The organism is Brachybacterium fresconis (assembly GCF_017876515.1).
Lineage (GTDB): Bacteria > Actinomycetota > Actinomycetes > Actinomycetales > Dermabacteraceae > Brachybacterium > Brachybacterium fresconis.
Genome location: NZ_JAGIOC010000001.1, coordinates 2,798,746 through 2,822,870, shown reverse-complemented (window position 1 = coordinate 2,822,870; position 24,125 = coordinate 2,798,746). Strand labels below are relative to the sequence as shown.

21 protein-coding genes and 1 riboswitch are annotated in these 24,125 nt (G+C 70.0%); of the genes, 9 read left to right on the top strand and 12 right to left on the bottom strand.

The window, feature by feature from the left end:
- Positions 1–3: 3 nt before the first annotated feature.
- Positions 4–837: a hypothetical protein gene (locus JOF44_RS12725; RefSeq protein ID WP_209891917.1), complete on the bottom strand. Its 834-nt coding sequence runs from the start codon at positions 835–837 to the stop codon at positions 4–6.
- Positions 838–986: 149 nt separating this feature from the next.
- Between JOF44_RS12725 and JOF44_RS12720 the strand changes: the two genes are divergently transcribed.
- On the top strand, positions 987–1,463 hold the full coding sequence (locus JOF44_RS12720; protein WP_209891915.1) for an aminoacyl-tRNA deacylase: 477 nt from the start codon (positions 987–989) through the stop codon (positions 1,461–1,463).
- A 293-nt stretch (positions 1,464–1,756) separates the two neighbouring features.
- On the opposite strand, the gene JOF44_RS21175 is transcribed toward JOF44_RS12720, so the two are convergent.
- The 11 genes from JOF44_RS21175 to dnaA form a co-directional block, all read right to left on the bottom strand.
- Positions 1,757–2,320 (bottom strand): DUF3566 domain-containing protein, encoded by a 564-nt coding sequence (locus JOF44_RS21175; RefSeq protein WP_209891912.1) that lies wholly within the window; start codon positions 2,318–2,320, stop codon positions 1,757–1,759.
- A 3-nt stretch (positions 2,321–2,323) separates the two neighbouring features.
- Positions 2,324–5,179, bottom strand: a complete 2,856-nt coding sequence (gyrA, locus tag JOF44_RS12710) for a DNA gyrase subunit A (RefSeq protein WP_209891909.1) — start codon at positions 5,177–5,179, stop codon at positions 2,324–2,326.
- Positions 5,180–5,265: 86 nt separating this feature from the next.
- Positions 5,266–7,383, bottom strand: a complete 2,118-nt coding sequence (gyrB, locus tag JOF44_RS12705) for a DNA topoisomerase (ATP-hydrolyzing) subunit B (protein WP_377785140.1) — start codon at positions 7,381–7,383, stop codon at positions 5,266–5,268.
- A 401-nt stretch (positions 7,384–7,784) separates the two neighbouring features.
- Positions 7,785–8,261: a 6,7-dimethyl-8-ribityllumazine synthase gene (gene ribH, locus JOF44_RS12700; protein ID WP_209891906.1), complete on the bottom strand. Its 477-nt coding sequence runs from the start codon at positions 8,259–8,261 to the stop codon at positions 7,785–7,787.
- A complete protein-coding gene (locus tag JOF44_RS12695; RefSeq protein WP_209891903.1) occupies positions 8,258–9,547 on the bottom strand; it encodes a bifunctional 3,4-dihydroxy-2-butanone-4-phosphate synthase/GTP cyclohydrolase II in 1,290 nt (429 codons plus the stop codon). The genes ribH and JOF44_RS12695 overlap by 4 nt, the downstream gene beginning before the upstream one ends.
- Positions 9,544–10,158, bottom strand: a complete 615-nt coding sequence (locus JOF44_RS12690; RefSeq protein ID WP_209891900.1) for a riboflavin synthase — start codon at positions 10,156–10,158, stop codon at positions 9,544–9,546. Before JOF44_RS12690 ends, JOF44_RS12695 begins: the two co-directional genes overlap by 4 nt.
- 15 nt (positions 10,159–10,173) lie before the next feature.
- Entirely contained in the window at positions 10,174–11,199 is a 1,026-nt protein-coding gene (gene ribD, locus JOF44_RS12685) for a bifunctional diaminohydroxyphosphoribosylaminopyrimidine deaminase/5-amino-6-(5-phosphoribosylamino)uracil reductase RibD (RefSeq protein WP_209891896.1), read from the bottom strand.
- Positions 11,200–11,297: 98 nt separating this feature from the next.
- Positions 11,298–11,427, bottom strand: a riboswitch (FMN riboswitch).
- 261 nt (positions 11,428–11,688) lie between these two features.
- Entirely contained in the window at positions 11,689–12,411 is a 723-nt protein-coding gene (locus tag JOF44_RS12680) for a DciA family protein (RefSeq protein ID WP_209891893.1), read from the bottom strand.
- Positions 12,408–13,667, bottom strand: a complete 1,260-nt coding sequence (gene recF / locus JOF44_RS12675) for a DNA replication/repair protein RecF (protein WP_209891890.1) — start codon at positions 13,665–13,667, stop codon at positions 12,408–12,410. The genes JOF44_RS12680 and recF overlap by 4 nt, the downstream gene beginning before the upstream one ends.
- Positions 13,668–13,687: 20 nt before the next feature.
- Positions 13,688–14,812, bottom strand: coding sequence for a DNA polymerase III subunit beta (dnaN, locus tag JOF44_RS12670; RefSeq protein ID WP_209891886.1), 1,125 nt, complete (start codon positions 14,810–14,812; stop codon positions 13,688–13,690).
- Between the two features lie 466 nt (positions 14,813–15,278).
- Positions 15,279–16,937 carry a chromosomal replication initiator protein DnaA gene (gene dnaA / locus JOF44_RS12665; RefSeq protein WP_209891872.1) on the bottom strand — a complete coding sequence of 553 codons (1,659 nt, stop codon included), beginning with the start codon at positions 16,935–16,937 and terminating at the stop codon, positions 15,279–15,281.
- A 390-nt stretch (positions 16,938–17,327) separates the two neighbouring features.
- On the opposite strand from dnaA, the gene rpmH reads away from it, so the two are divergent.
- The 8 genes from rpmH to JOF44_RS12625 all read left to right on the top strand — a co-directional run bounded on the left by rpmH (position 17,328) and on the right by JOF44_RS12625 (position 23,755).
- Positions 17,328–17,465 (top strand): 50S ribosomal protein L34, encoded by a 138-nt coding sequence (gene rpmH, locus JOF44_RS12660; protein ID WP_076809390.1) that lies wholly within the window; start codon positions 17,328–17,330, stop codon positions 17,463–17,465.
- A gap of 36 nt (positions 17,466–17,501) precedes the next feature.
- On the top strand, positions 17,502–17,870 hold the full coding sequence (rnpA, locus tag JOF44_RS12655; protein WP_209891869.1) for a ribonuclease P protein component: 369 nt from the start codon (positions 17,502–17,504) through the stop codon (positions 17,868–17,870).
- Entirely contained in the window at positions 17,867–18,181 is a 315-nt protein-coding gene (yidD, locus tag JOF44_RS12650; protein ID WP_209891867.1) for a membrane protein insertion efficiency factor YidD, read from the top strand. The genes rnpA and yidD overlap by 4 nt, the downstream gene beginning before the upstream one ends.
- Positions 18,182–18,266: 85 nt before the next feature.
- Positions 18,267–19,382: a membrane protein insertase YidC gene (gene yidC, locus JOF44_RS12645; protein ID WP_209891864.1), complete on the top strand. Its 1,116-nt coding sequence runs from the start codon at positions 18,267–18,269 to the stop codon at positions 19,380–19,382.
- A 74-nt stretch (positions 19,383–19,456) separates the two neighbouring features.
- Positions 19,457–20,173 (top strand): Jag family protein, encoded by a 717-nt coding sequence (locus tag JOF44_RS21260; protein ID WP_245348938.1) that lies wholly within the window; start codon positions 19,457–19,459, stop codon positions 20,171–20,173.
- Between the two features lie 8 nt (positions 20,174–20,181).
- Positions 20,182–20,847, top strand: coding sequence for a 16S rRNA (guanine(527)-N(7))-methyltransferase RsmG (rsmG, locus tag JOF44_RS12635; RefSeq protein WP_209891861.1), 666 nt, complete (start codon positions 20,182–20,184; stop codon positions 20,845–20,847).
- Positions 20,848–20,881: 34 nt separating this feature from the next.
- Positions 20,882–21,763, top strand: a complete 882-nt coding sequence (locus JOF44_RS12630) for a ParA family protein (RefSeq protein WP_209891858.1) — start codon at positions 20,882–20,884, stop codon at positions 21,761–21,763.
- An 87-nt stretch (positions 21,764–21,850) separates the two neighbouring features.
- Positions 21,851–23,755: a ParB/RepB/Spo0J family partition protein gene (locus JOF44_RS12625; protein ID WP_209891855.1), complete on the top strand. Its 1,905-nt coding sequence runs from the start codon at positions 21,851–21,853 to the stop codon at positions 23,753–23,755.
- Positions 23,756–24,125 lie beyond the last annotated feature (370 nt).

The following is a 24,125-nucleotide window of genomic DNA, read 5'->3' as shown; positions in this document are numbered from 1 at the left end:
GCGTCAGCCCCGGGGAAGGCCGTCCTCGGCCACCAGGGAGTGCTCGCGCACCAGGGTCTGCAGGGCGTCGGGGGCGGCCTCGAGCCGCGCGCAGATCTCCGCCGCGTCCCCGCGGACCAGTTCGGAGCCGGTCAGTGCCACGAGTTCGTCGAAGATCTCCTGCTGCCGATGGCGCAGCGGGATCGGGTGCTCATGGGCGAGGACGCCCCACACCGAGGCGTAGACGTCGACGTGCCGCGGCCGCTCCCCCGTCGCCAGCGTCACCGGGAAGCTCTCCTGCTCGAGGTGGATCCGCTCGTAGTTCGGCTCGGTCTCGTCGACCACGGCGAGCTGCTCGTCATCGAACCAGGTGGCCACGAGCTCCATCCGCTCCCCCTGCGCGCGGTACGGCGCCGCGGGGATGTAGCCCCGTGCGGAGATGTGGGCGCAGTGGCCGACGGCGAGATCGTGGATCGTGCAGCGCACGAACGGCGTGGCCGGGTGCAGATCATGACCGGAGCGGGCGTACTTGCGCGCGATGGTCTCGGGCGTCTGGTTGGAGCCGACGGCCACCACCAGCGTGCGCTCGGCCAGCGGGGCGGCACCGTCCGCGGCGAGGCCGGCCTCGATCGCGGCGACGTCCACCAGCGGGCGGTCCTGCTGCTCGGCCGGGGCGTCCACCCCGCCGTCCGGGTCGAGGTCCGCGATCCCGGTGCTGAGCAGCAGCGCGGAGCGCACCGCCTGCCCCGTCCAGGGATAGTCCTCGGGCGCATCCGGGACGGACGGCGTGGGCGAGGTCGAGGCAGGCAGCGTCGAGACAGGCAGGGTCGAGACAGGCAGGGTCGAGGAGCAGGACATCCTTCGACCTTAGCGAGGCCTCACCGCCTGCCCCAGGTTCCGGTGGTCCGCGCCACGCCGTGCGATGCGTGCTGCAACCGGCCCGTGGCCATCGGGGTCCCGCACCGCCGCCGTCCCCGCCCGTGGCGCGTCCCGCCTATCGTGGGCCCATGAGCGAGACACCTGCGACCAGCGCCCTGGAGGCCTCCGGCCTCGATCACGAGATCACGCGACACGGCCGCGTCGGCTCGCTCGCCCAGGCAGCGGCGGCCCGCGGCGTCGAGCCTCGGGACATCGTCAAGACCCTGGTGGTGCGGCGCGGCGAGGGCGACTTCCTGTTCGTGCTGGTCCCGGGCGATCGGGAGATCTCCTGGCCGAAGCTGCGGGCAGTGCTCGGGGTGAACCGGCTGTCGATGCCGGACGCGGAGGTGGCCCGGGAGGTCACCGGGTACGAGCGCGGCACCATCACCCCGTTCGGATCCACCACCGCCTGGCCCGTGATCGCCGATGCCTCGCTGAGAGGGGACCCGGCTCGACAGATCTCGATCGGTGCCGGCGCCCATGGCGTCGCGGCCACGGTCCCTGCCGAGGCCACCCTCGCGCATCTGGATGCCCAGGTCGCAGACGTCACCGAACGTCAGGAGTGACCCGGGCGCTCCCCAACCATCCCAGCACCAGCACCGGCACCAGCACCAGCACCAGCACCAGCACCAGCACCACGGAGCCATCCCCAGCCCCGACCCACCACCCACACCCACACCCACAGCGCCGAGCTCTGCGCAGTCGTTCCCATAACGCGCTGTGGGAACGAGAACGCAGAGCTCGGCGGGTGAATGCGGGTGAGTGGCGGGTGAATGCGGGTGAATGCGGGTGAGTGGCGGGTGAGTGGGCGGGATGGGCGAGGTCGGGTGCCCGCCCGGCGGCTCGCCCGCCCGATGGCTCACTCGTCGGTGAAGGTCATCTTCAATCCACCCAGCAGCGCCGCCACCAGGTTGTAGAGGAAGGCCAGCAGTGTGCCCAGCGCGGTGATGATCACGACGTTCACCACCGCGACGATGGTGCCGTAGCTGACCATCTTGGAGAACTGGAAGAACTCCATGAACGGCAGCGGCTCGCCGCCGTTGAGGTCACGGCCGAGCTGGTCGATCTGGGTCCACAGACCGATCGCGTCGACCAGGTTCCACAGCAGCACCACGGCCACCACGGTCGCGATGCCGATGGCGATGGCGACCAGGAACGACAGCTTCATCACGGAGAACGGGTCGAGCCGGGCCAGGGTCAGGCGCACCCGACGCGGGCCGCGCTTCTCGGCCTCGACCGGGCTCGCCGCCGAGGTGGTCTTCTTCGGGCTGCGGCTCGCGCCCCGGGCGGCCGAGCCCTTGCCGGACCCGATCGACTGCTCGTCCGTGGACGGCTCCTTCTCGTCCTGGAACGACGGGAGCTGGGTGCTCGATTCCGGTGATGCGGACGGGCCGGGGGCCGTCCTCGAATCACTCGTGCTCACGGATCACTCCTCGATCGGGTCGTCATCGCCGGACGGCGACGGGGCGGACGCGTCCGAGCCTAGATCATCCGACGGGGAGGACCCCGTCTGCGACCCGTCCTCGGTATCGATCTCCACAGCATCTGCGCCCTCGACCGCCTCGGCCACGGCCTCGCTCGAGGTCTCGACCGCGTTCGCAGGGTCGGCACCGCCGTCGCCGGAGGCCGTGTCCCCGCCCTCTGCCGCATCCTCCACGTCCTCATCGATCTCGGACTCGGGGCTCGTGGTGACCAGCAGGATGCGATCGCTCTTGCCGGGCTTGGCGAAGACGACGCCCATGGTGGTGCGGCCCTTCGCCGGGACCTCGGCCACGCTGGAGCGGACCACGCGGCCCTTCTCCATCACCACCAGCAGCTCGTCGGACTCGTCGACGGCGGCGGCACCGACCAGGTGACCGCGGTCGTCGGGCAGCTTCGCGACCCGGATGCCCAGGCCGCCGCGGCCCTGGACGCGGTACTCGTCGATGCTGGTGCGCTTGGCGTATCCGCCGTCGGTCACGGTGACCACGAACTGCTCGGGGCGGATCACGTCCATCGCCAGCAGCTCGTCGTCGTGGCGGAACTTCATCCCGGTCACGCCGCTGGTGGCGCGGCCCGTCGGACGCAGCACGTCATCGGCGGCCGGGAACCGCACGGACTGGCCGTTGCGGGAGACCAGCAGCAGGTGATCGTCGGCGTCCACGGAGCGGGCCGCGATCACCCGGTCCGGCTGGGTCCCGTCGACCCCGTCGATGTCGCGCAGGTTGATCGCGATGATGCCGCCGGTGCGGTTGGAGTCGAAGGCCGTCATCGGGGTCTTCTTGACCAGCCCGGACTGGGTGGCGAGCACGAGGTACTGGGCGTCCTCGTAGCTGTCGATCGCCAGCACCGAGGCGATGTTCTCGTCGGGCTGGAAGGCCATCAGGTTCGCCACGTGCTGGCCCTTGGCGTCCCGCGGGGCCTCCGGCAGCTCGTAACCCTTGGCGCGGTAGACCCGGCCCTGGTTGGTGAAGAACAGCAGCCAGCGGTGCGTGGTGGTGGTGAAGAAGTGCTCGACCACGTCGTCCGTCCGCAGCGAGGCGCCCCGCACGCCCTTGCCGCCGCGCTTCTGGGCGCGGTACTGGTCGGCCCGGGTGCGCTTGACGTAGCCGCCGCGGGTGATGGTGACGACGACGTCCTGCTCGGGGATCAGGTCCTCCATCGACATGTCGCCGTCGAAGGGATCGATCCGCGTGCGGCGGTCGTCGCCGTACTTGTCGACGAGCTCGCCCAGCTCCTCGGAGACGATCTCCCGCTGACGCTCCGGCGAGGCCAGGATCGCGGTGTACTCCTCGATGAGGGCCTGCAGACGGTCGTGCTCGTCGGTGATCTTCTGTCGTTCCAGGGCGGCCAGGCGGCGAAGCTGCATGGCCAGGATCGCACCGGCCTGGGTCTCGTCGATCTCCAGCAGCTCCATCAGCCCGTCGCGGGCCTTGTCGGCATCCGGGGAGCGGCGGATCAGCGCGATGACCTCGTCGAGCGCATCGAGCGCCTTGAGGTAGCCGCGGTAGATGTGGATCTGCTCCTCGGCCTTGCGCAGGCGGTACCGGGTGCGGCGGATGATGACGTCGATCTGGTGCTTGGTCCACTCGCGCACGAAGGAGTCGATCGACAGGGTGCGCGGCACCCCGCCGGCGAGCGCCAGCATGTTGGCGGAGAAGTTCTCCTGCAGCTGGGTGTGCTTGTAGAGGTTGTTCAGCACGACCTTGGCGACGGCATCGCGCTTGAGCGTGATGACCAGGCGCTGGCCGGTCCGGCCGGAGGTCTCGTCGGTGATGTCGGCGATGCCCTGGATCTTGCCGAGCTTGACCATCTCGGCGATCTTGCGCGCCAGGGTGTCGGGGTTGACCTGGTACGGCAGCTCCGTGACCACGAGCGACATCCGCCCGTTGATCTCCTCGGTGGAGACCACGGCGCGCTGGGTGATGGAGCCGCGCCCGGTGCGGTACGCGTCCTCGATGCCCCGGGTGCCGGCGATGGTGGCGCCGCTGGGGAAGTCAGGTCCCTTGATGAACCGCAGGCAGGCCTCGAGCAGCTCCGCCTTGGTGGCCTCGTGGTTCGTCAGCAGCCACTGGACGGCGTCGGCCACCTCGCGCAGGTTGTGCGGCGGGATGTTGGTGGCCATGCCCACGGCGATGCCGGAGGAGCCGTTGACCAGCAGGTTCGGGAAACGGGCGGGCAGCACGACGGGTTCGTCGACCGTGTTGTCGTAGTTGCCCTGCATATCGACCGTCTCCTGGTCGATGTCGCGCACCAGCTCGAGGGCCAGCGGGGCCATCTTGCACTCGGTGTACCGCGGGGCGGCCGCGCCGTCGTCGCCGGGCGAGCCGAAATTGCCCTGTCCCAGGATCAGCGGATACCGCATCGACCACGGCTGCACCAGGCGCACCATGGCGTCGTAGATCGCGCTGTCGCCGTGGGGGTGATAGTTGCCCATCACCTCGCCGACGACCTTCGCGCACTTGGAGAAGGAGCGGTCGGGGCGGTAGCCGCCGTCGTACATCGCGTAGACGATGCGACGGTGGACGGGCTTGAGGCCGTCGCGGACGTCGGGCAGCGCACGGGAGACGATCACGCTCATCGCGTAGTCGAGATAGGAGCGCTGCATCTCCTGGTTCAGGTCGACCTGGGTGATGCGGTCGACCTCCCCCTCGTCGAGCGGGTCGACGAGGGTGACGGTGCGGTCGGCGGCCTCGGAGCCGGAGACCTCGTGGGCGCCCTCGGGGGTGGCCTGTCCGGCCACGGAGGCGGGCAGCTCCGGGGTCTCGTCGGGGTTCGTGGGGTCCTGCGGGGTGTCGCTCATGATGCGGAAGGCCTTTCAGGTGGGGCCGATGGTCGTGGCGCTCCCGGGGGCGCTCGGGCTCTCCCCGGCGCCGACCCGGGGCGGGCTCAGATGTCGAGGAAGCGGACGTCCTTGGCGTTCTCCTGGATGAAGCGGCGTCGCGACTCGACGTCGTCGCCCATCAGGACGGAGAAGATGGTGTCGGCGTCGGCGGCCTCATCGACCGTGACCTGCTTCAGCGTGCGCGATGCGCTGTCCATGGTGGTGGCCTGGAGCTCCTTCCAGTCCATCTCGCCCAGGCCCTTGTAGCGCTGGATCCCGTTGTCCTTGGGGATGCGGCGTCCGGCGGCCCGGCCGGCCTCCATCCGCTCGTCGCGCTCGTCGTCGCTGAACACGTACTCGTGCGGGGCGTTGGACCACTTCAGGCGGTACAGCGGCGGCATCGCGATGAACACGTGGCCGAGCTCGATCAGCGGGCGCATGTAGCGGAACAGCAGCGTCAGCAGCAGGGTGCAGATGTGCTGGCCGTCGACGTCCGCGTCGGCCATCAGGACGATCTTGTGGTACCGCAGCTTGGTGGCGTCGAAGTCGTCCCCGATGCCGGTGCCGAAGGCGGTGATCAGCGAGCGGACCTCCTGGTTGTCCAGGGCTCGGTCCAGCCGGGCCTTCTCCACGTTCAGGATCTTGCCGCGGATGGGCAGGATGGCCTGGGTGCGCGGATCGCGGCCCTGCACGGCGGAGCCGCCGGCGGAGTCGCCCTCGACGATGAAGATCTCGGATTCGGAGGGATTGCGGGAGGAGCAGTCGCGCAGCTTGCCCGGCATGCCTCCGGTCTCCAGCGGCGACTTGCGGCGGGTGGCGTCGCGGGCCTTGCGGGCCGCCTCGCGGGCGGCCGCCGCGGCCTGGCCCTTCATGACGATGGCCTTGGCCTCGGACGGGTGGGACTCGAACCAGTCCTGCAGCTGATCGGTCATCACCTTGACCATGAAGGTGCGGGCGACGGTGTTGCCCAGCTTGGTCTTGGTCTGGCCCTCGAACTGGGGCTCGCCGAGCTTGACGGACACCACGGCGGTCAGGCCCTCGCGGATGTCCTCGCCGGTGAGGTTGGCGTCCTTCTCCTTCAGCAGGCCCTGAGCGCGTCCGTAGCGGTTCACGATCGAGGTCAGCGAGGAGCGGAAGCCCTCCTCGTGGGTGCCGCCCTCGTGGGTGTTGATCGTGTTGGCGTAGGTGTGGACCGATTCCGAGTAGGCGCCGGTCCACTGCATGGCGACCTCGACGGAGATCTCCACCTCCGTGTCCTCGGACTCGAAGGAGATGATGTCGGGGTGGATGACCTCGGCCCGCTTGGCCGTGTTGATGAACTCGACGAAGTCCTGCAGGCCGCGCTCGTAGTGGTAGGAGAAGACGATCGGACCGTCGTTCTTCTCGGCGCCTTCGGCCTCGAGCTCGACGTCGACCAGATCCTCGTCCTCGGTCTCGTCGACCTCCACGGGACGCTCGTCGGTCAGCGTGATGCGCAGGCCCTTGTTCAGGAACGCCATCTGCTGGAACCGCCTGCGCAGCGTCTCGACGTCGTAGACGGTCTCGTCGAAGATCTCGTCGTCGGCCCAGAAGGTGATCGTGGTGCCGGTCTCGTCGGTCTCCTCGCCCCGGACCAGCTCGGTGGCGGGGGCGCCGCGGGAGTAGGTCTGGCGCCACACGTGACCGTCACGGCGGATCTCCACCTCCATCCGCACCGAGAGCGCGTTGACCACGGAGGAGCCGACGCCGTGCAGACCGCCGGAGACCGCGTACCCGCCGCCGCCGAACTTGCCGCCGGCGTGCAGCACGGTGAGCACCAGCTCGACGGCGGGCTTGCCCTCGGTGGGGTGCATGGCGACCGGGATGCCGCGGGCGTGGTCGACGCAGCGCACGCCGCCGTCGGCCAGCAGGGTCACCTCGATGGTCTCGCCGTGACCGGCCATCGCCTCGTCCACCGAGTTGTCGACGATCTCCTGGACCATGTGGTGCAGGCCGCGCTCACCGGTGGAGCCGATGTACATGCCGGGGCGCTTGCGGACCGCTTCGAGGCCCTCGAGGACGGTGATGTCCGAGGCGTCGTAGTGCGTGGGGGCGTGGGCTGCGCGCTCCCCGATGGAGCCGACCTCGGGTGCGGGATCGGGCACCGGGTCCGGCGCGCCCTGGGGCGCGTCCTGGGCGGGCAGGGGTCGGTCGCTGTCGCTCACCTGATGTGGCTCCTCGCAGTCCTGGGGTCCCTCGGCCCGGTGAGCGCCGAGGGTGGTCCGGCCGGCCGCGGGGACGAGCCGCCGGCTCAGCACGCACGCGGCCCACGGAGGCGCCTCGCGCGCGCACGCGCGATCAGCACCCGTAGGCCGCAGCGATCGAGCCGCCGGCTTCGAAGTCCGCGAGGACGTCGGAAGACGTCGGTCGAACTGCCCTTATTCTAGCCGATGGAGCCCACTGAACCTATTAACCTCGCCGGTTCTGTGCACAACGCGACGCGGATCGGGCATCAGACGGCGCGGGACGGTATCTGGAAGCCTCTGCCGGGGCCTCGGCCGGGGGCCCATACGCCTCCCCGGGTGCTATCGCGCCACAGCGCCGTCTGGCGACCGCGCCCGCAGGATCAGGACGCGGGGAGGGAGGACAGCACCTCCACCGTGGTCAAGGCGGCGGCCGTCGCCTCGTACCCCTTGTCCTCCACGGAGCCGGGCAGACCGGCACGATCCAATGCCTGCTGCTCATCATCGCAGGTCAGCACGCCGAATCCCAGGGGGATGCCGTGATCCAGGGCGACCCGGCCCAATCCGTCCGTGGCGGCTGCGCACACGTACTCGAAGTGCGGCGTCCCCCCGCGGATGACGACGCCGAGGGCGATCACCGCGTCATGGGTGCGGGCCAGCCGGTCCGCGATCACCGGCAGCTCGAAGGATCCGGGGGCCCGCACCACGGTCGGGGTGTCGATGCCGGCCGCCGCGCAGCCGCGCAGCGCGCCGTCGAGCAGGCCGTCCATGACCTGCTCGTGCCAGGAGGCGGCGACGATCGCGACGCGCGCTCCGGGCAGGTGGGGGATCTCGGGGGTGGGGCTACCGTGTCCGCTCATGAGGACGCTCCGTTCGGGTCGGTGGTGGGATTCGAGGTGGGGTGCGGGTCCGTGCCCGCGGTCGGGCCGGTCGTGGGCAGGCCGACGAGGTGGTGGCCCAGTCGGTCCCGCTTGGTGGTGAGATAGGCGAGGTTCTCCGCGGTGGCGTGCGTGTCCAGCTGGACGGCGGAGGTGACCTCGACGCCGCCGGCGCGCAGGGCGCCGGTCTTGACGGGATTGTGGGTCAGCAGCGAGATGGAGCCGACGCCGAGGTGGTCGAGGATGCGCGGGACGATCGCGAAGGAGCGGGCGTCCACGGGCAGGCCCAGGTCGAGGTTGGCGTCGACCGTGTCGCGCCCGCTCTCCTGCAGGGCGTAGGCGCGCAGCTTCTCGACCAGTCCGATGCCGCGTCCCTCATGACCGCGCAGCAGGATCAGCACACCGCGGCCGGCGGCGTCGATGCGGGCCAGGGACTCCTGCAGCTGCGGGCCGCAGTCGCAGCGCCTCGAGCCGAAGACGTCGCCGGTCACGCATTCGGAGTGGATCCGGGTCAGAACCGGCTCGGCAGTGGTGACGTCGCCTCGCACCAGCACCAGGTGCTCGGCGGAGCCGTCGCGGACGGCGAGCGCCCCGAAGGTTCCGTGATCGGTGGGCAGGGTGACGGGGGCGGTGATGTCCAGCGGTTCCGGATCGTGCCGGCGGCGGTGGGCGACCAGCTCCTCGATGGAGATCATCAGCAGATCGTGCTCATCGGCGAAGTCGCGCAGGGCGGGCCCGCGCATCATGGTGCCGTCGTCGTGGACCAGCTCGACGATCATCCCCACCGCGGACAGTCCCGCCAGGCGGGTGAGGTCGACGGCGGCCTCGGTGTGGCCACGACGCTCGAGCACCCCGCCGTCGCGGGCCCGCAGCGGCAGCACGTGTCCGGGACGGATCAGGTCGCTCGGGGTCGAGTGCTGACCGGCGAGGGTGCGCAGGGTGCGGGCGCGGTCGGCGGCGCTGATCCCGGTGGTGACGCCCTCGGAGGCGTCCACGCTCACGGTGTAGGCGGTGCGCAGGGGGTCGGCGTTCTCGGCCACCATCAGCGGCAGGTCGAGGGCATCGGCGCGCCCCGCGGTCATGGGGGCGCACAGCAGACCGCTGGAGTAGCGCACGGCGAAGGCGAGCAGCTCGGGGGTCGCGGCGGAGGCGGCCAGGATCAAGTCGCCCTCGTTCTCGCGGTCCTCGTCGTCGACGACGACCACCGGGTGCCCGGCAGCGATCGCGGAGATCGCCTCGGTGACGGGGTCCAGGCGCAGCGCGGTCATCGCCGGGCCTCCGCCCCGGGCAGGAGGGAGGCGCTGAGCTTCTCGACGTACTTGGCCAGCACGTCGACCTCGAGGTTCACCACGTCACCGACCTGCGTGGTCCCGAGGGTGGTGCGCTCGAGGGTCTCGGGGATCAGCCCGATGGTGACGACCTCCCCTTCGATCCCGGCGACGGTGAGGCTGATCCCGTCCACGGCGATCGACCCCTTGTCGACGACATAGCGCTCGAGGCCGTCCGGCAGGCTCAGGCGCAGCAGCGTGGTGCCCTCACCCTCCTCGCGGCCGATGATCTCGGCGACGGCGTCGACGTGGCCCTGGACGATGTGGCCGTCCAGCCGGGCGTCGGCGCGCACGCAGCGTTCGACGTTGACGAGGTCGCCGGTGCGCAGCGATCCCAGGGAGGTGGCCTCGAGGGTGGTGGTGATGACGTCGGCCGACCAGGTCCGGCCGTCCTGGGCGGTGACGGTGAGGCAGCAGCCGCTGACGGCGATCGAGTCGCCGAGGGAGATGCCCTCCAGGACCTGCGGGGAGCGCACGGTCATGCGGGCGCTGTCCCCGCTGTGCTCGAGGGTCTCGACGGTGCCGAGCTCCTCGATGATTCCGGTGAACATGGTGGTCCTTCCAGGTCAGGCGGCGCGCGGCCGCAGGGTGAGGCGAAGATCGGGGGGCAGCGGGGTGACCTCGACGAGGTCGAGATCCAGGCGATCGGCGATCGTGGTGATCCCCAGATCGCCCAGGCCCGGCGGCCCGGTGCCGAGCAGCGTCGGGGCGAGATGGACGATCAGCTCGTCGACGCACCCGGCGCGCAGGAAGGCGGCGGCCAGGGTGGGCCCGCCCTCGAGCAGCACGTGGCGTCGGCCGCGCGCGAAGAGATCGGCGAGGGCGGCCGACGGGTCGTGGGTGGCCAGGGTGATCGCCTCACCGGCACCCTCGGGGGTGGGCAGCGCCGGGAACTGCCCGGTGCCCATGACGGCGCGGAGCGGCTGCCGAGGGACCCGGGCGCCGTCCTCGGGTCGGGCGGTGAGGGTGGGGTGGTCGGCCCGGGCGGTGCCGGCCCCGACCAGGACGACGTCGCACGTGGCGCGCAGCTCGTGGACCTCGGCGCGGGCTGCCTCTCCGGTGATCCACCGGCTGGTGCCGTCCGCCGCGGCGGCGCGGCCGTCGAGGGTGAGGGCGAGCTTCGCGGTGACCAGGGGGCGCTGGTGCCGCACTCCGTGCTCCCAACCGCGGTTCAGGTGGGCGGCCGCGGCGGCGAGCTCCTCGGGGACGTCGAGCTCGACGTCGATCCCGGCGCGGCGCAGGCGGTCGATGCCGCCGGCGGCGACGGGGTTCGGGTCACGGCGGGCGATCACCGCACGGGAGATGCCGGCGTCGAGCAGGGCGTCGGCGCAGGGCCCGGTGCGGCCGTGGTGGGTGCATGGTTCGAGGGTGACCACGGCCGTGGCGCCGGTCAGGGATGCGGTGGCACGGGCCAGGGCGTCGGCCTCCGCGTGCGCCGTGCCGGCGCCGCGGTGGTGGCCCTCGGCCAGCACGTCGCCGCCGGGGGACAGGAGCACGCAGCCCACGCGGGGGTTCGGGCCGAGGGGGACGCCATCATCGGCCGCGATCTCGACGGCGCGGCGCAGCGCGTGGCGCTCGATGTCGGTCAGCATGATCTCTCCTCCGGTCCGCGGCTCGCGGTCCGGAGAGAGGAAGGGGTTGCGGTGGCCGCGCACGTGATGCGCGACCGACGGTCGTCACAGGACGACGTCCGCGTGCGCTTCCCATCCGGACTCTGACCGTCGGTCCAGGATTTCCACCTGGTCAGCCGAGGGCCAGAGGCCATCGGGTCGCGGACTATCACCGCCGGCTCGGAATTTCACCGACCCCAGTGCACGCGAGCTTGTCAGCTCGTCAGCCCTTACGGTAGCACCGGCTCCGCCGGCGTGGTCGAACCGGTCTCAGCGGACTCTGCGGTCTCAGTGGTCCCAGTGGTCCCAGTGATCCCAGTGATCCCAGTGATCCCAGTGATCCCAGTGGTCCCAGTGGTCCCAGTGGTCGATCCTGTCGGACGTGCCGGAATGACACCTCCCGAACGGCACGTGCGACAGGATGGTCGCGCGGAAGTGACCGCCGGGTCGCTCGAGTGGCCACGACGGCGGTCAGCCGTAGGTGTCGCGCGGGCCGCGCCAGGTGACGGTGCGTCGACCCTTCTTCCAGGACCGCTCGGCCGCAGCGGGGCCGGTGACCTTGAGCTCGGAGACGACGTGGGAGCCGACGTGCTCCTCGATCGTGGTGACCAGCTGGCCGGTGAGCATGCGCAACTGCGCGGCCCAGGCGGAGGAGGAGGCGCTGACCACCAGCACCCCGTCCTCGAGGGAGACGGGGCGGCAGTGGGAGCTGACCTTCTCCCCGACGATCACGTCCCATTCCTCCAGCACGCGACCGGCGTTCATCCCGGCATTCCACCCGAGGTTGCCCAGCACCTTCTTCAGCACCAGGTCGACCCCCTGGGGGTCGCGGGGGTCGGGGCGGGACCCGGAATAGCCCGGCGCCTTCCCGGAGCGGTCCCGCACGTCCCGGGCCTGCGTCTTCGCGGAGATCGGGAACAGGCCGCGATCCCGGGCGGCGGCCCGGGAGCGGTTCACGGTGCGGCGGGCGAGCTCGAAGGGGTCCGGTGGGGAGGGCAGCTCCGGCGGATCGAAGAGCTCCTGCTCGGGTTCCGGCTGCGGTGCCGGTTCCGGCGCAGGCCGCGGGTCGCTCGCCCGGATCGTCGATGGGGCCGATGAGTCCGCTCCCTCCTGCGGTTCCTCGCCGGGGGCAGTGTTCCAGGTGGAGAGGTCGTAGGGGTTCGCGAGCCGGGGTCGGCGGGGCGAGGAGCTCATGACCAGCCGCTACCGGCACGCGGCACCGCGTCGCCGAGGCTCACGTCGATGACGTGGATCTCCTCGTCCAGCGAGTCCGGGATATCGGTGTCGTTGGCGGTGGTGATCATCACCTGCGACGCACCTGTGACGATCCGGCCCAGACGTTCGCGCCGGCGGGTGTCGAGTTCGCTGAACACGTCGTCGAGGATCAGGATCGGCTCACCGTCCCCGAGGTCTCCCTCCTCCAGGCGCAGCAGGTCGTAGGAGGCCAGCCGCAGGCCCAGGGCCAGGGACCAGGACTCGCCGTGGCTCGCGTAGCCCTTGGCCGGGAAGTCGTGCAGACGGATCTCGAGATCGTCGCGGTGAGGCCCGGTCAGAGTGACGCCGCGGTCGATCTCCTCATCGTGGCGGCTCGCCAGCAGCGTCAGCAGCTGATCATGGATCTCGCCGGTCGAGGGCAGCTGGCCGGGAAGGGTGCCGAGCTCGTCGAGCACGGCGGAGCGGTAGGCGACGTCCGCGGGCGAGGACAGGTTCCCGCGCTGGTCGGGCGGCAGATCCAAGGACTCCTCGGCGCCTTCGTCGGTCGCCACCCGGAGATAGGAGTACCCCAGGTGGGGGCGAAGGCGGTTGACCAGGTGCAGCCGGGCGCGCAGCAGCTCCGCCCCGAAGCGGGCCAGCTGCTGGTCCCAGACCTCGAGGGTGGAGGCGGCGGAGTCCGCCGGATCCAGGCCGCCGACACTGCGCCCGCTGCCGCCGCGGCGCATGGACCGCATCTGCTTGAGCAGGTTGGAGCGCTGTTTGAGCACCCGGTCGTAGTCGGCCTTGACCGAGGCGTAGCGGGGCGCGATCTCGAACAGCAGCTCGTCCAGGAAGCGGCGTCGGCCCTCGGGATCGGCCTTGACCAGGCCCAGGTCCTCGGGAGCGAAGAGCACGGCTCGCACCTCGCCGAGCAGATCGCGCAGGCGGGCGACGTTCTGGCCCTGCAGCCGGACCCGATTGGACTTTCCCGGCGTGATCTCGAGGTCGACCTGCAGGGGCCGACCCGCCCGGACGAAGCTCGCCCGGATGATCGCTGTCGACTCGCCCCGCCGGACCAGGGCCGCATCGTGCGGGACCCGGTGGCTGGACAGGGTCGCCAGGTACCAGAGCGCCTCGACGATGTTGGTCTTGCCCTGGCCGTTCTGACCGACCATCACGGTGATGCCCGGACCGATGGGCAGGGTCAGACGCGGATAGGAGCGGTAATCGGTGAGGTCGAGCGAGGTCAGCTGCACGGAGGGGAGCTCGCTCTCCCTCAGATCCGCATCGGCATGATCAGGTACTTGTACGAGGTGTCCGGGGTCCCCTCGAGGGACTCCTGACCGCTCATGACCGAGGGCTTGATCGAGTCGGTGAAGGTCAGGCGCACGAACTCCGCGCCGAGGGCGCCGAGGCCGTCGAGCAGGAAGCCGGAGTTGAAGCCGACCACCAGATCCTCGCCCTCGAGATGCGCCTCGAGGACCTCGCTGGCCTGGGCATCATCACCGGCGCCCGCCTCGAGCGCGACCTGGCCCTCGGTGAAGGACAGCCGCACGGGGGTGTTGCGCTCGGCGACCAGGGAGACCCGCTTGACCGCGTCGATCAGCGGTCCGGTCGCGACGACGGCCGTGATCGCCGTGGTCTCGGGGAACAGCCGGCGCACGGGCGGGTACTCGCCGTCGACCAGAGTGGAGGTGGTGCGTCGGCCGCCGGCCTCGAAGCCGATGAGGGTCGCGGAGTCGTCCTCGGACAGGGCGATGTCGACGCTGCCGCCGGTGGCCAGGGAGCGGGCGACCTCGTGGAGGGTGCGGCCTCGCACCAGAGCGGTCTGCTCGGCGCCGGGGCTCGCAGGGTTCCAGGTCAGCTCGCGCAGCGCGAGGCGATAGCGGTCGGTGGCCATCAGCGTCATGGTCTCGCCGGAGATCTCGACCTTCACGCCCGTCAGCAGCGGCAGGGTGTCGTCCTTGGAGGCGGCGACGGTGACCTGTCCGATGGCCTCGGCGAAGACGTCGGCCGGGACGGAGCCGGCCACGGGCGGCATCGCGGGTAGCTGCGGGTACTCCTCGACGGGGAGCGTGGCCAGGGCGAAGCGGGCGCTGCCGCAGCGGACCTGGAGCTTCGTGCCCTCCAGGACGATCGAGACGTCCTTGTTGGGCAGGGCCCGGACGATGTCGGAGAGCATGCGTCCCTGGACCAGGACCTCACCGGCCTGCTCCACCTCGGCATCGAGACGGATCTGCGCGCTGACCTCGTAATCGAAGGTGGACAGCTGCAGCTCGCCACTGGTATCGGCGATGATCCGCACGCCCTGCAGGATCGGCATCGCCGGCCTCACGGGGAGGGTTCGGGTGGCCCAGGAGACGGCGTCGCCGAGGACGCCGCGGTCGAGGTGGAACTTCACCGTTGCCACTCCTTCGCAGTGGTCGATAGCCAGAACGGGAGACAGCGTATCGGTTCCCGCGGCCTCCCGCCGACACACCGGCGGTGATCCTTGACAGCGACCCCTTCTCGTCCGTGCTTCCTCCCGCACCCCGGCACCCCCGAATCACACGATCCTCCCGGTCTCCCCCGCAGCCCGTCCCGTCCACATCCCCGTCGAGCAAAGAACTGCAGTCCTCTTCATCACGGCTGTGGATTCCGTGGACAACCACGATCCGTGCAGGTCAGCACGAATGACACGATCGTGGATGGAACGTTGACCATGTCAGATCCGACGTGGGTGGGGTGTGCACAGCATGGTCTCGAGGGCAGATTGCTGTCATTCGGCCGTGCACATCGACTCCTGCACGGATGCTCCTCGTTCCACACTATCCACAGAGTTGTCCACAATTGGGGAGAACTGCGCTCTGACCAGGAGTGTCATTCCCTCACTGGCGGGAGGAGGCGGAGTTGGAGCTCTTGATGCGGCCGGTGAGCTCCGTGACCTGGTTGAAGATCGCCCGGCGCTCCTTCATGAGCTCGCTGATCTTCTTGTTCGCGTGCATCACCGTGGTGTGGTCCCGGCCGCCGAACTCCTCGCCGATACGGATCAGCGGCATGTCCGTCAGCTCCCGGCAGAGATACATCCCGATCTGACGCGCCGAGACCAGCCGGCGCGAGCGTCCCGTCCCCACGATCTCCTCGACGGAGATCCCGAAGTAGGTCGCGGTCTGGGCGATGATCGTCGAAGCGGTGATCTGGGCACCGTCGTCGTGGGAGAGCAGGTCCTTCAGGACCGACTCCGCCAGGGTGACGTCCATGGGCTGGCGGGAGAGGGAGTGCAGCGCCTGCACCCTGATCAGCGCGCCCTCGAGCTCGCGGATGTTGGTGGCGATGTGGGAGGCGATGTACTCCAGCACGTCGTGCGGCACCTCGCCGGTGTTCTCCTGGGCGACCTTCTTGCGCAGGATCGCGATGCGGGTCTCGAGGTCCGGAGGCTGGACGTCGGTCATCAGACCCATCTCGAAGCGCGAGCGCATCCGGTCCTCGAAGCCCCCGAGCTCCTTCGGGGGAAGATCCGAGGTGATCACGATCTGCTTGTCGGTGTTGTACAGCGTGTTGAACGTATGGAAGAAGGCCTCCATCGTCTCCGGCGCCCGCTGCAGGAACTGGATGTCGTCGATGAGCAGGATGTCGATGTCCCGGTAGCGGCGCTGGAACTCCTGGGCCTTGCCGAACTGGCCGGACTGCACGGAGTTGATGAAGTCGTTGGTGAACTCCTCGGAGTTCACGTACCGCACCACGACGTCCGGGTAGAGGCTCTGGGCGTAGTGGCCGACCGCATGCAGCAGGTGCGTCTTTCCCAGGCCCGAGCCGCCGTAGATGAACAGCGGGTTGTACGCCTTGGCAGGCGTCTCGGAGACGGCCGAGGCCGCTGCCTGCGCGAAGCGGTTCGAGGAGCCGATGACGAAGGTGTCGAAGGTGTACTTGGCGTTCAGGCGCGAATCCTCGCCGAGAGCGGGCCCGGTCGCGGGGGCGGAACGCCGCGGTGCGGGTCCCGGGGACGGGGCGGAGGTGCCGGACGCTGCGGTGAATCCGGCGAAGGCACCGGGCTCCTCCGCCGCAGCACCGGTCGGGGACGCACCGGCGGACGCTGTCGAGGGGTCCTCGGGCAGCGTGGCGCGTCCCTGCCGGCCGGAGGGGGGAAGGATCGATCCCTCGTCGCGTCGGAACGGAGCGGTGTGGACGTCCTGCACGGGACTGTCCACATCTTTGTCCACAGAATGTGCACTGTCGGTCCCCGACGTGGAGGTCACGGAAGGTTCGTCGGTGTCCTCCTCCAGCAGGAGCGACTCGTCGACCGTCACGGCGAAGCGCATCTCATGGCCGACGGCTTCGCTGAGAGCGGCCTGCAACGAGCCGGCGACCCGGTGCTCGAACAGCTCTTTCGCGGAGGTCGACGGTGCCGCGACCAGGGCGGTGTCCGCGACGACAGCCATCAGGCGGGACAACGTCAGCAGGGCGATCACGCGCTGGGAGACGGTGTCGTCACGGCGCAGCGTGGCCAAGGTGCGCTCCCAGATCGCGGCGACGTTCGCGTCAGGCATGTGGTCACTCCGTACAGGGATGGTTCGGCGGTCCGGGTAGTTTTCCACAGTAGCCGCTGTATTGTGGATCGTCCCTGTGGACAATCCCCCACGAGAGGTTCCTCGGCCCCGTCGGGCCCGTGCGTACCGTCCGCCCGCCCCGACCGCAGGGCGCGAAGCACCGTGCGGCGGGCTCGGTGATGAGAATCGGGCCACAACCGAGCCGCTCAGGGCTCTGGCCGTTGACCCCTCGCCACCGCGCTCCTAAGATCGTGCAGTCAGCGCTGCGCGCCGTCCGACACGGTTCCCGGCAGCCGCCCCGCCCTGCGGGTGCGCCCGAACAGTCCGTTCGTGCAGCAGACCACAGACCACCGCGAGGGGTACGTCCGTGCCCACGATCGAGGAGAACCGATGAGCAAGCGCACGTTCCAGCCGAACAACCGTCGTCACGCGAAGAAGCACGGCTTCCGCGCCCGCATGCGCACCCGCGCCGGCCGGGCGATCGTGAACGCCCGTCGTGCCAAGGGCCGCGCCGAGATCACCTCCTGATCTGGTCCCCGACCAGGGGCAGCGCACCAGGCTTCCATGAACTGGTCCAGTCGCCGCTTGCACCGCGGTGACGAGTTCCGCGCCGTCACCCGAGGTGGCACACGCAGCGCTCGATCCCACGTGGTCGTGCATCTGAACCTGCTGGGGCAGGAGCAAGATGCAGCCCGCGTGGGATTCGTCGTATCCAAGAAGATCGGCAACGCCGTGGTCCGCAACCGGGTGACCCGTCGGCTGCGGGAGATCGTCCGCCCGCGCCTGGTGGAGCTGCCGCCGGGGACGGCCGTGGTGGTGCGCTCCCTGCCCGGCATCGATCAGGTGCCCTTCGCACAGCTCGAGGCCGAGGTCGACTCCGCCCTCGGCTCGGCCGTGACCAAGCTCGAGCGTCGCGTGCAGGCGGCGCGATGAGAAGGGCGGATCCGGCGGGCGGGGACGTCGTCCTCCGCGCTGTCCTGCACGTGCCCCGCCGGGCGCTGTCGATCCTGGTGCGCGGCTATCAGGTCGGGATCTCTCCCTACACTCCGCCCGCCTGCCGGTACGACCCGGTGTGCTCGCAGTACGGCATGGACGCCCTACGTGTGCACGGCGCGGTGAAGGGGACGGTCCTGACCGCCGGGCGGATCGTGCGCTGCAATCCCCTGAGCCGCGGCGGCCCCGACCCGGTGCCGGCACCGGGCATGTGGAGGAATCCACGCCGACTGCGGCACCCAGCCCCCTAGGGCCTACCCTTGTCCATGATTACCGACCAGAGCCGGCACCTCGTATGAACGTCATGCGCATCCGTGCGGCAGGAAGACCAGGCCGATGAACCCCCTGTATCCGATCGAATGGGCCGTCGCATGGCTCATGGTGAAGTTCCATGCGCTGCTGTCGGTGTTCATGGAGGCCGACTCCGGACTCACCTGGGTGCTGTCGATCGTGGGCCTCACCGTTGTGGTGCGCACCCTGATCATCCCCCTGTTCGTGCGCCAGATCCGCGCCTCGCGCGCGATGCAGATGGTCTCGCCGGAGCTGCAGGCGGTCCAGAAGAAGTACAAGGGCAAGACCGACCAGGCCTCCCGCCAGAAGATGGCGGAGGAGACCATGGCCCTCTACAAGGAGGCCGGGGCCAGCCCGTTCTCCTCGTGTCTGCCGATGCTGCTGCAGATGCCGATCTTCTTCGGCCTGTTCCGGGTGCTGTACAACAAGCTGCCGGAGGCCGCTGAAGGAACCCGTTTCGGCCCGCTGACCCCGGATCTCGCCCAGAGCGCCAGCCACTCCACGATCCTCGGCGACGTCACCATCGCGGACAGCTTCCTGAACTCGGGCGACGGCGGCATCACCACCAAGTTCGTCGCCGGCATCATCATCGCCTGCATGTGTGCGGTCACCTTCTTCACCCAGAAGTCGCTGACCATGAAGAACATGCCGAAGGCGGCCCTCGAGGGCCCCATGGCGAACACGCAGAAGATGATGCTGTACATGCTCCCGTTCATCTACGTGATCACGGGGCCGGGCATGCCGATCGGTGTGCTCATCTACTGGCTGACCACGAACGTGTGGACCTTCGGCCAGCAGTACATCGTCATCCGCGCCACCCCGACCCCGGGCTCGGACGCGGCCAAGGAGCGCCACGAGCGCATCAATGCCAAGCGGGAGAAGAAGGGCCTCGAGCCCCTCGACTTCACCCCGCCCAAGAAGGTCTCCGCCGAGCCGGATCCGGAGCCGGAGCAGAACCTCCGCGTCCAGCCGTCGTCCAAGAACAAGGGCGGCAAGAAGCTGTCGGACCAGGAGAAGCTCGAGCGGGCGCGTGCCGCCCGGGAGAAGGCGGCCGAGGAGCGTCGCAAGGCCCAGGAAGAGGCCGGAGAATCGCCTGCACCACCTCCTTCCTCGAGCCCCTCGCCGCTGAACAAGGGCGCGAAGAAGAAGCGCAAGAAGTGACCTCGCACCCCGGGAGCGCCGACGCTCCCGGGGCGCACCTCTTACATCCCGAGCATGTTCCCCGGAGGATCCGAATGAACGAGACCACGTCTGATCGCCCCACGGCCGACGAGACCGACGGGCAGCCGGCCCCTGTCGTCGCGGAGAGCACGTCCGTGCCGCAGGTCCCGGATGCTGACGTCGAGGACTCCGATGCCCCCGTGACGAGCCCGGCAGCCGTGACGGACGCCGACGCACCATCGGACGCCGAGACGTCCCCGGAGCCGACCGAGGACGCCTCGGCCGAGGAGGACGCACCGGAGGATCCCCCGGAATCAGCGGAGGAGCGCATGCGGCGCCTCGAGGAGGAGGGCGACATCGCCGCCGACTACCTCGAGGAGCTGCTGGACATCGCCGATCTCGACGGCGACATCGACATCGACGTGGACGGCGACCGGGCCTCCGTGGAGATCGCCGGAGCCGATCGGCTCGCACGGCTCAACCGCCCCAAGGGAGAGCTGCTGGATGCCCTGCAGGAGCTCGCACGCCTGGCCGTGCAGACCCGCACCGGGAGCCGTTCGCGGCTGATGCTCGACATCGGCGGATTCCGGGCCGAGCACAAGGAGAGCCTCGAGGACCTCGCGGCGAAGGCGGTGGCCGAGGCCAAGGACGGCAGCGAACCGGTGCCGCTGCGGCCGATGAACCCCTTCGAGCGCAAGGTCGTCCACGACGTCGCGAAGAGCGAGGGGCTGCGTTCGGAGTCCGACGGGGACGGCAAGAACCGCCACGTGGTCATCTACCCGACATCCTGAGGAATACCATGCTGCCCCTGCCCGATGCCCTGCGGCCGCCGGCCGAGCGTCTGTTCGCAGATCGCCTCGAGCTGGCGGAGCGCTTCACCACTCTGCTCGCCGACCAGGGTCCCGAACGGGGACTGATCGGCCCGCGCGAGGTGGAGCGGCTGTGGGAGCGGCACATCCTCAACTGCGCGCTGATGGTCGAGGCGATCGACCCCGCCGCGCGGACCCTCGCGGACGTCGGCTCCGGCGCCGGTCTTCCCGGAGTGGTCCTCGCGATCGCCCGTCCGGATCTGGAGGTCACGCTCATCGAGACGATGCAGCGTCGCGTCACCTGGCTGGAAGAGGTCGACGCCGAGCTCGGCCTGGGTCTGACGGTGGTGCGCGCTCGTGCGGAGGAGCTGCACGGCCGGCGCACCTTCGACGTGGTGACCGCCCGGGCGGTGGCCGCGCTCGACAAGCTGTCCCGCTGGACCCTGCCGCTGGTCGCCGAGGACGGTCAGCTGCTGGCGCTGAAGGGCGGGTCCGCGGCCGACGAAGTGGACAAGGCGGGCGCGGTGCTGGGCAAGCTCGGTGGCATCGATCCGCACATCGAGCGGTACGGGATCGGCGAGGTCGAGGTTCCCACTACAGTGGTCCACGTGCGTCGCCGAGCACAGGCGACCAGGAAGGGAGAGGCACGTGGCTGATCAGCGCGACGATTCCTCCCGTGGAGGCGGGACGATGGAAGACACTCCGCTGATGCGAGAGCTCACCCGGGACCACGCGCGACGCGAGCAGCTCGAGACGGCGGATTTCCGCCCTCCCGAGACGACCCGGGTGATCACGGTGGCGAACCAGAAGGGCGGCGTCGGCAAGACGTCCACCGCCGTGAACCTGGCGGCCGCGCTGTCGATGGGAGGCCTGCATGTGCTGGTGATCGACGCGGATCCGCAGGGCAACACCTCGACCGCTCTGAACATCGAGCACCACTCCGAGGTTCCCAGCATCTATGAGGTGCTGGTCGAGTCCGCGCCGCTGGCCGACGTGGTCCAGGACGTCCCGGACATGGACCGCCTGACCTGTGCGCCCGCCACGATCAACCTCTCCGGTGCCGAGATCGAGCTGGTCTCCCTGGTGGCGCGCGAGAACCGGCTGCGCAATGCGATCCGGGACTATCTCGCCTCCCGCGACGAGCAGGGACTGGTGCGTCCGGACTTCGTGCTGATCGACTGCCCGCCCTCGCTGGGCCTGCTGACCGTGAACGCTCTGGTCGCCGCCCGGGAGGTGCTGATCCCCATCCAGGCCGAGTACTACGCGCTGGAGGGCCTGAGCCTGCTGCTGAACAACATCGATCTGATCCGCCAGCATCTCAACCCGGAGCTGGTGGTCTCCTCGATCATGTTGACCATGTACGACGCCCGCACGAGACTCGCCGCACAGGTCGCCCAGGACGTCCGGGACCACTTCCCGGATCAGACCCTCACCACGACGATCCCCCGGTCCGTGAGGATCTCCGAGGCCCCGAGCTACGGCCAGACCGTGTTGACGTACGATCCCGGTTCGAGCGGTGCGCTGGCCTACCGGGCCGCCGCCCATGAACTGACCACCCGCCCCGCCCCCTGACCCCCGCCCGGAGCACCCCCGCACCGACGCCTCGCGTGCTCCTGGTTTCTCCCCTGGTGGATCACACTTTCCGGAAGGACAACGGCCATGACGCAGAAGCGAGGACTCGGGCGAGGACTCGGTGCCCTGATCCCGGGCGCGGGGTCGAGCCCCGCTCCCGAGCAGGAGCTGCGCACGCGTGTGCGTCCGGAATCTCCCGACGAGGAAGCGGCCCCGAGCGACCGCCCTGTCGACATGTTCTTCTCCGGTGAGAGCGCCTCCCGGGAGGGCGAGCGTCCCCAGCGCGAGCGCGCCCAGCGCCCCGACCTCGCAGGAGACATGGCGCGCGCGGCCGCCCAGCGGCGCAGTCGTGCAGGGTCTGCGCGCAGCGCCTCCTCCGCCTCCCCGGAGACGGACGGCGAGGAGGTGGCCGACGAGCGCCCCTCGACCACGTCACGGACTTCGGCGAAGCGATCGACCGCCGGATCGTCCCCGGCGAAGAAATCCGGATCCACCAGCCGGTCCACCTCGGGAACGAAGACGGCGTCGACGACCCGGAGCGGGTCCGGGTCCGCCACCGGCTCGACGGCCAAGCGGTCCTCGACCTCGAAGAGCACGGCGAAGAAGGCCTCGACGAAGCCGGGGACGACGGCTTCGAGCGCGCCCCGATCCACGAAGTCCACGAGCCGCGCGTCCAGCGCCCCGGCGACAGAGCCCGCCGCGTCGGAGGCCGTCACCCCGGAGCCCGCCGCGTCGGAGTCCGTCACCCCGGAGCCCGCTGCGTCCGAACCCGCCGCGACGACGAGCACGTCGCGCCACCGCCGCACGTCGACGGAACCCTCCGCGGCCTCGCCGGACGAGACCCCGGCCGTCGAGGTAGAAACCGTCGAGCCCACGCCGGTGCAGGACTCGCAGCCATCGCCCCGGGCCGACGGGGACTCGACGGCTTCCGACGCATCGCCGGCCGAGGAGCCGGCGGCGCGGAGTGCGTCGTCCGAGCAGCCCGCGGCGGAACCTGTCGGATCCTTCCGGCCGACGCCCGACGGGTCCGACGCTGCGGTCGATGCGGATGCGGATGCGGATGCGGATGCGGACACCGAAGCCGGTTCCGAGGCAGCTGGCAGGACCAGCGCCGATGCCCGGCCCGAGCGCAGCCAGGACGGCCTCCTCAGCGTCCCGGGCGCCGAGTTCGCGGAGATCCCGATCCACGAGGTCCGGGAGAACCCGCGCAACCCGCGCACCATGTTCGACGACGACGAGCTCGACGAGCTCGCGTATTCTCTGCGCGAAGTCGGCATGCTGCAGCCGGTCGTCGTCCGGCCCATCCCCGTCACCGACGAGGGCGAGTCCTTCGAGCTGGTCATGGGCGAGCGGCGCTGGCGTGCCGCGCGCCGAGCCGAGCTGACCTCGATCCCCGCGATCATCCGGGAGACCAGCGACGACGATCTCCTGCGGGACGCCCTGCTGGAGAACCTCCACCGCACTCAGCTGAACCCGCTGGAAGAGGCCAACGCCTACCAGCAGTTGCTGGAGGACTTCGGGTGCACCCAGGACGAGCTGGGCGACCGGATCGGCCGCTCCCGCCCTCAGATCACCAACACGCTTCGACTGCTGCGCCTGCCCGCGCTCGTCCAGCGTCGCCTAGCCAGCGGGGCCCTGAGCGCTGGCCACGCCCGCGCCCTGCTCTCTCTCGACGATCCGTCGCTGATGGAGGAACTCGCCCAGCGCATCGTCTCCGAAGGCCTCTCGGTCCGCGCCGTGGAACGCCTCGTGGCCCGTGGCGGTCAGCAGGCGCCGACTCGCGCGGCCCGCCGCAGCACCTATGACCCGCATGTCGTGGACCTCACCAGCCGTCTCTCCAACCGCTTGGAGACCCCGGTGCGGATCGATGTCGGCAAGCGCAAGGGACGTATCACCCTCGAGTTCTCGAACCTGGAGGACCTCGATCGAGTGATCGAATCGATGGGACTGGACGTCCCCGCTCCTGACACCACTCAGGAGTCGAAGGACTGAACACGTCCGATGCAGGATGACGGGGCCGGCGCTCGCGCCGGCCCTTTCCTGTGTCCAGAGTCGTTCGACCGTGGCCCCGTTGGTCCCCGTTGGCCCCGTTCGCTCCGCGCCGCTCAGGGCGAGCGGGCGAGGGGTTGCTGTCTGTTCGATTGTCGCCACCGTGCACAGCGTATGTGATCTGGAGCACAGTGGTCTCTCGCATGTTCTGACGTTGACCCTATTGACGTCATTTACCCCAGACGGGAGCCCGTCTCACCCGCGAGCTGGATTCTCCACGGCGTCATGCCCCTAGCCCTGCGTGACCGGCTGTTCGTCCACAGGTGGTGACTCATCGTCAGGGCAGGTCACGAGCACCAATTTCGCTTTGTCC

What these genes read in the sequence shown, in the direction of transcription:
- JOF44_RS12720 (WP_209891915.1), top strand. Translation starts at nt 987, where the DNA reads ATGAGCGAGACACCTGCGACCAGCGCCCTGGAGGCCTCCGGCCTCGAT.
- ribD (WP_209891896.1), bottom strand. Translation starts at nt 11,199, where the DNA reads ATGCTGACCGACATCGAGCGCCACGCGCTGCGCCGCGCCGTCGAGATC.
- dnaA (WP_209891872.1), bottom strand. Translation starts at nt 16,937, where the DNA reads ATGCCTGACGCGAACGTCGCCGCGATCTGGGAGCGCACCTTGGCCACG.
- rpmH (WP_076809390.1), top strand. Translation starts at nt 17,328, where the DNA reads ATGAGCAAGCGCACGTTCCAGCCGAACAACCGTCGTCACGCGAAGAAG.
- JOF44_RS12690 (WP_209891900.1), bottom strand. Translation starts at nt 10,158, where the DNA reads ATGTTCACCGGAATCATCGAGGAGCTCGGCACCGTCGAGACCCTCGAG.
- rnpA (WP_209891869.1), top strand. Translation starts at nt 17,502, where the DNA reads ATGAACTGGTCCAGTCGCCGCTTGCACCGCGGTGACGAGTTCCGCGCC.
- JOF44_RS12725 (WP_209891917.1), bottom strand. Translation starts at nt 837, where the DNA reads ATGTCCTGCTCCTCGACCCTGCCTGTCTCGACCCTGCCTGTCTCGACG.
- rsmG (WP_209891861.1), top strand. Translation starts at nt 20,182, where the DNA reads ATGCTGCCCCTGCCCGATGCCCTGCGGCCGCCGGCCGAGCGTCTGTTC.
- JOF44_RS12630 (WP_209891858.1), top strand. Translation starts at nt 20,882, where the DNA reads ATGGAAGACACTCCGCTGATGCGAGAGCTCACCCGGGACCACGCGCGA.
- JOF44_RS12695 (WP_209891903.1), bottom strand. Translation starts at nt 9,547, where the DNA reads ATGACCGCGCTGCGCCTGGACCCCGTCACCGAGGCGATCTCCGCGATC.
- JOF44_RS12680 (WP_209891893.1), bottom strand. Translation starts at nt 12,411, where the DNA reads ATGAGCTCCTCGCCCCGCCGACCCCGGCTCGCGAACCCCTACGACCTC.
- gyrA (WP_209891909.1), bottom strand. Translation starts at nt 5,179, where the DNA reads ATGAGCGACACCCCGCAGGACCCCACGAACCCCGACGAGACCCCGGAG.
- ribH (WP_209891906.1), bottom strand. Translation starts at nt 8,261, where the DNA reads ATGAGCGGACACGGTAGCCCCACCCCCGAGATCCCCCACCTGCCCGGA.
- JOF44_RS12625 (WP_209891855.1), top strand. Translation starts at nt 21,851, where the DNA reads ATGACGCAGAAGCGAGGACTCGGGCGAGGACTCGGTGCCCTGATCCCG.
- JOF44_RS21260 (WP_245348938.1), top strand. Translation starts at nt 19,457, where the DNA reads ATGAACGAGACCACGTCTGATCGCCCCACGGCCGACGAGACCGACGGG.
- yidD (WP_209891867.1), top strand. Translation starts at nt 17,867, where the DNA reads ATGAGAAGGGCGGATCCGGCGGGCGGGGACGTCGTCCTCCGCGCTGTC.
- yidC (WP_209891864.1), top strand. Translation starts at nt 18,267, where the DNA reads ATGAACCCCCTGTATCCGATCGAATGGGCCGTCGCATGGCTCATGGTG.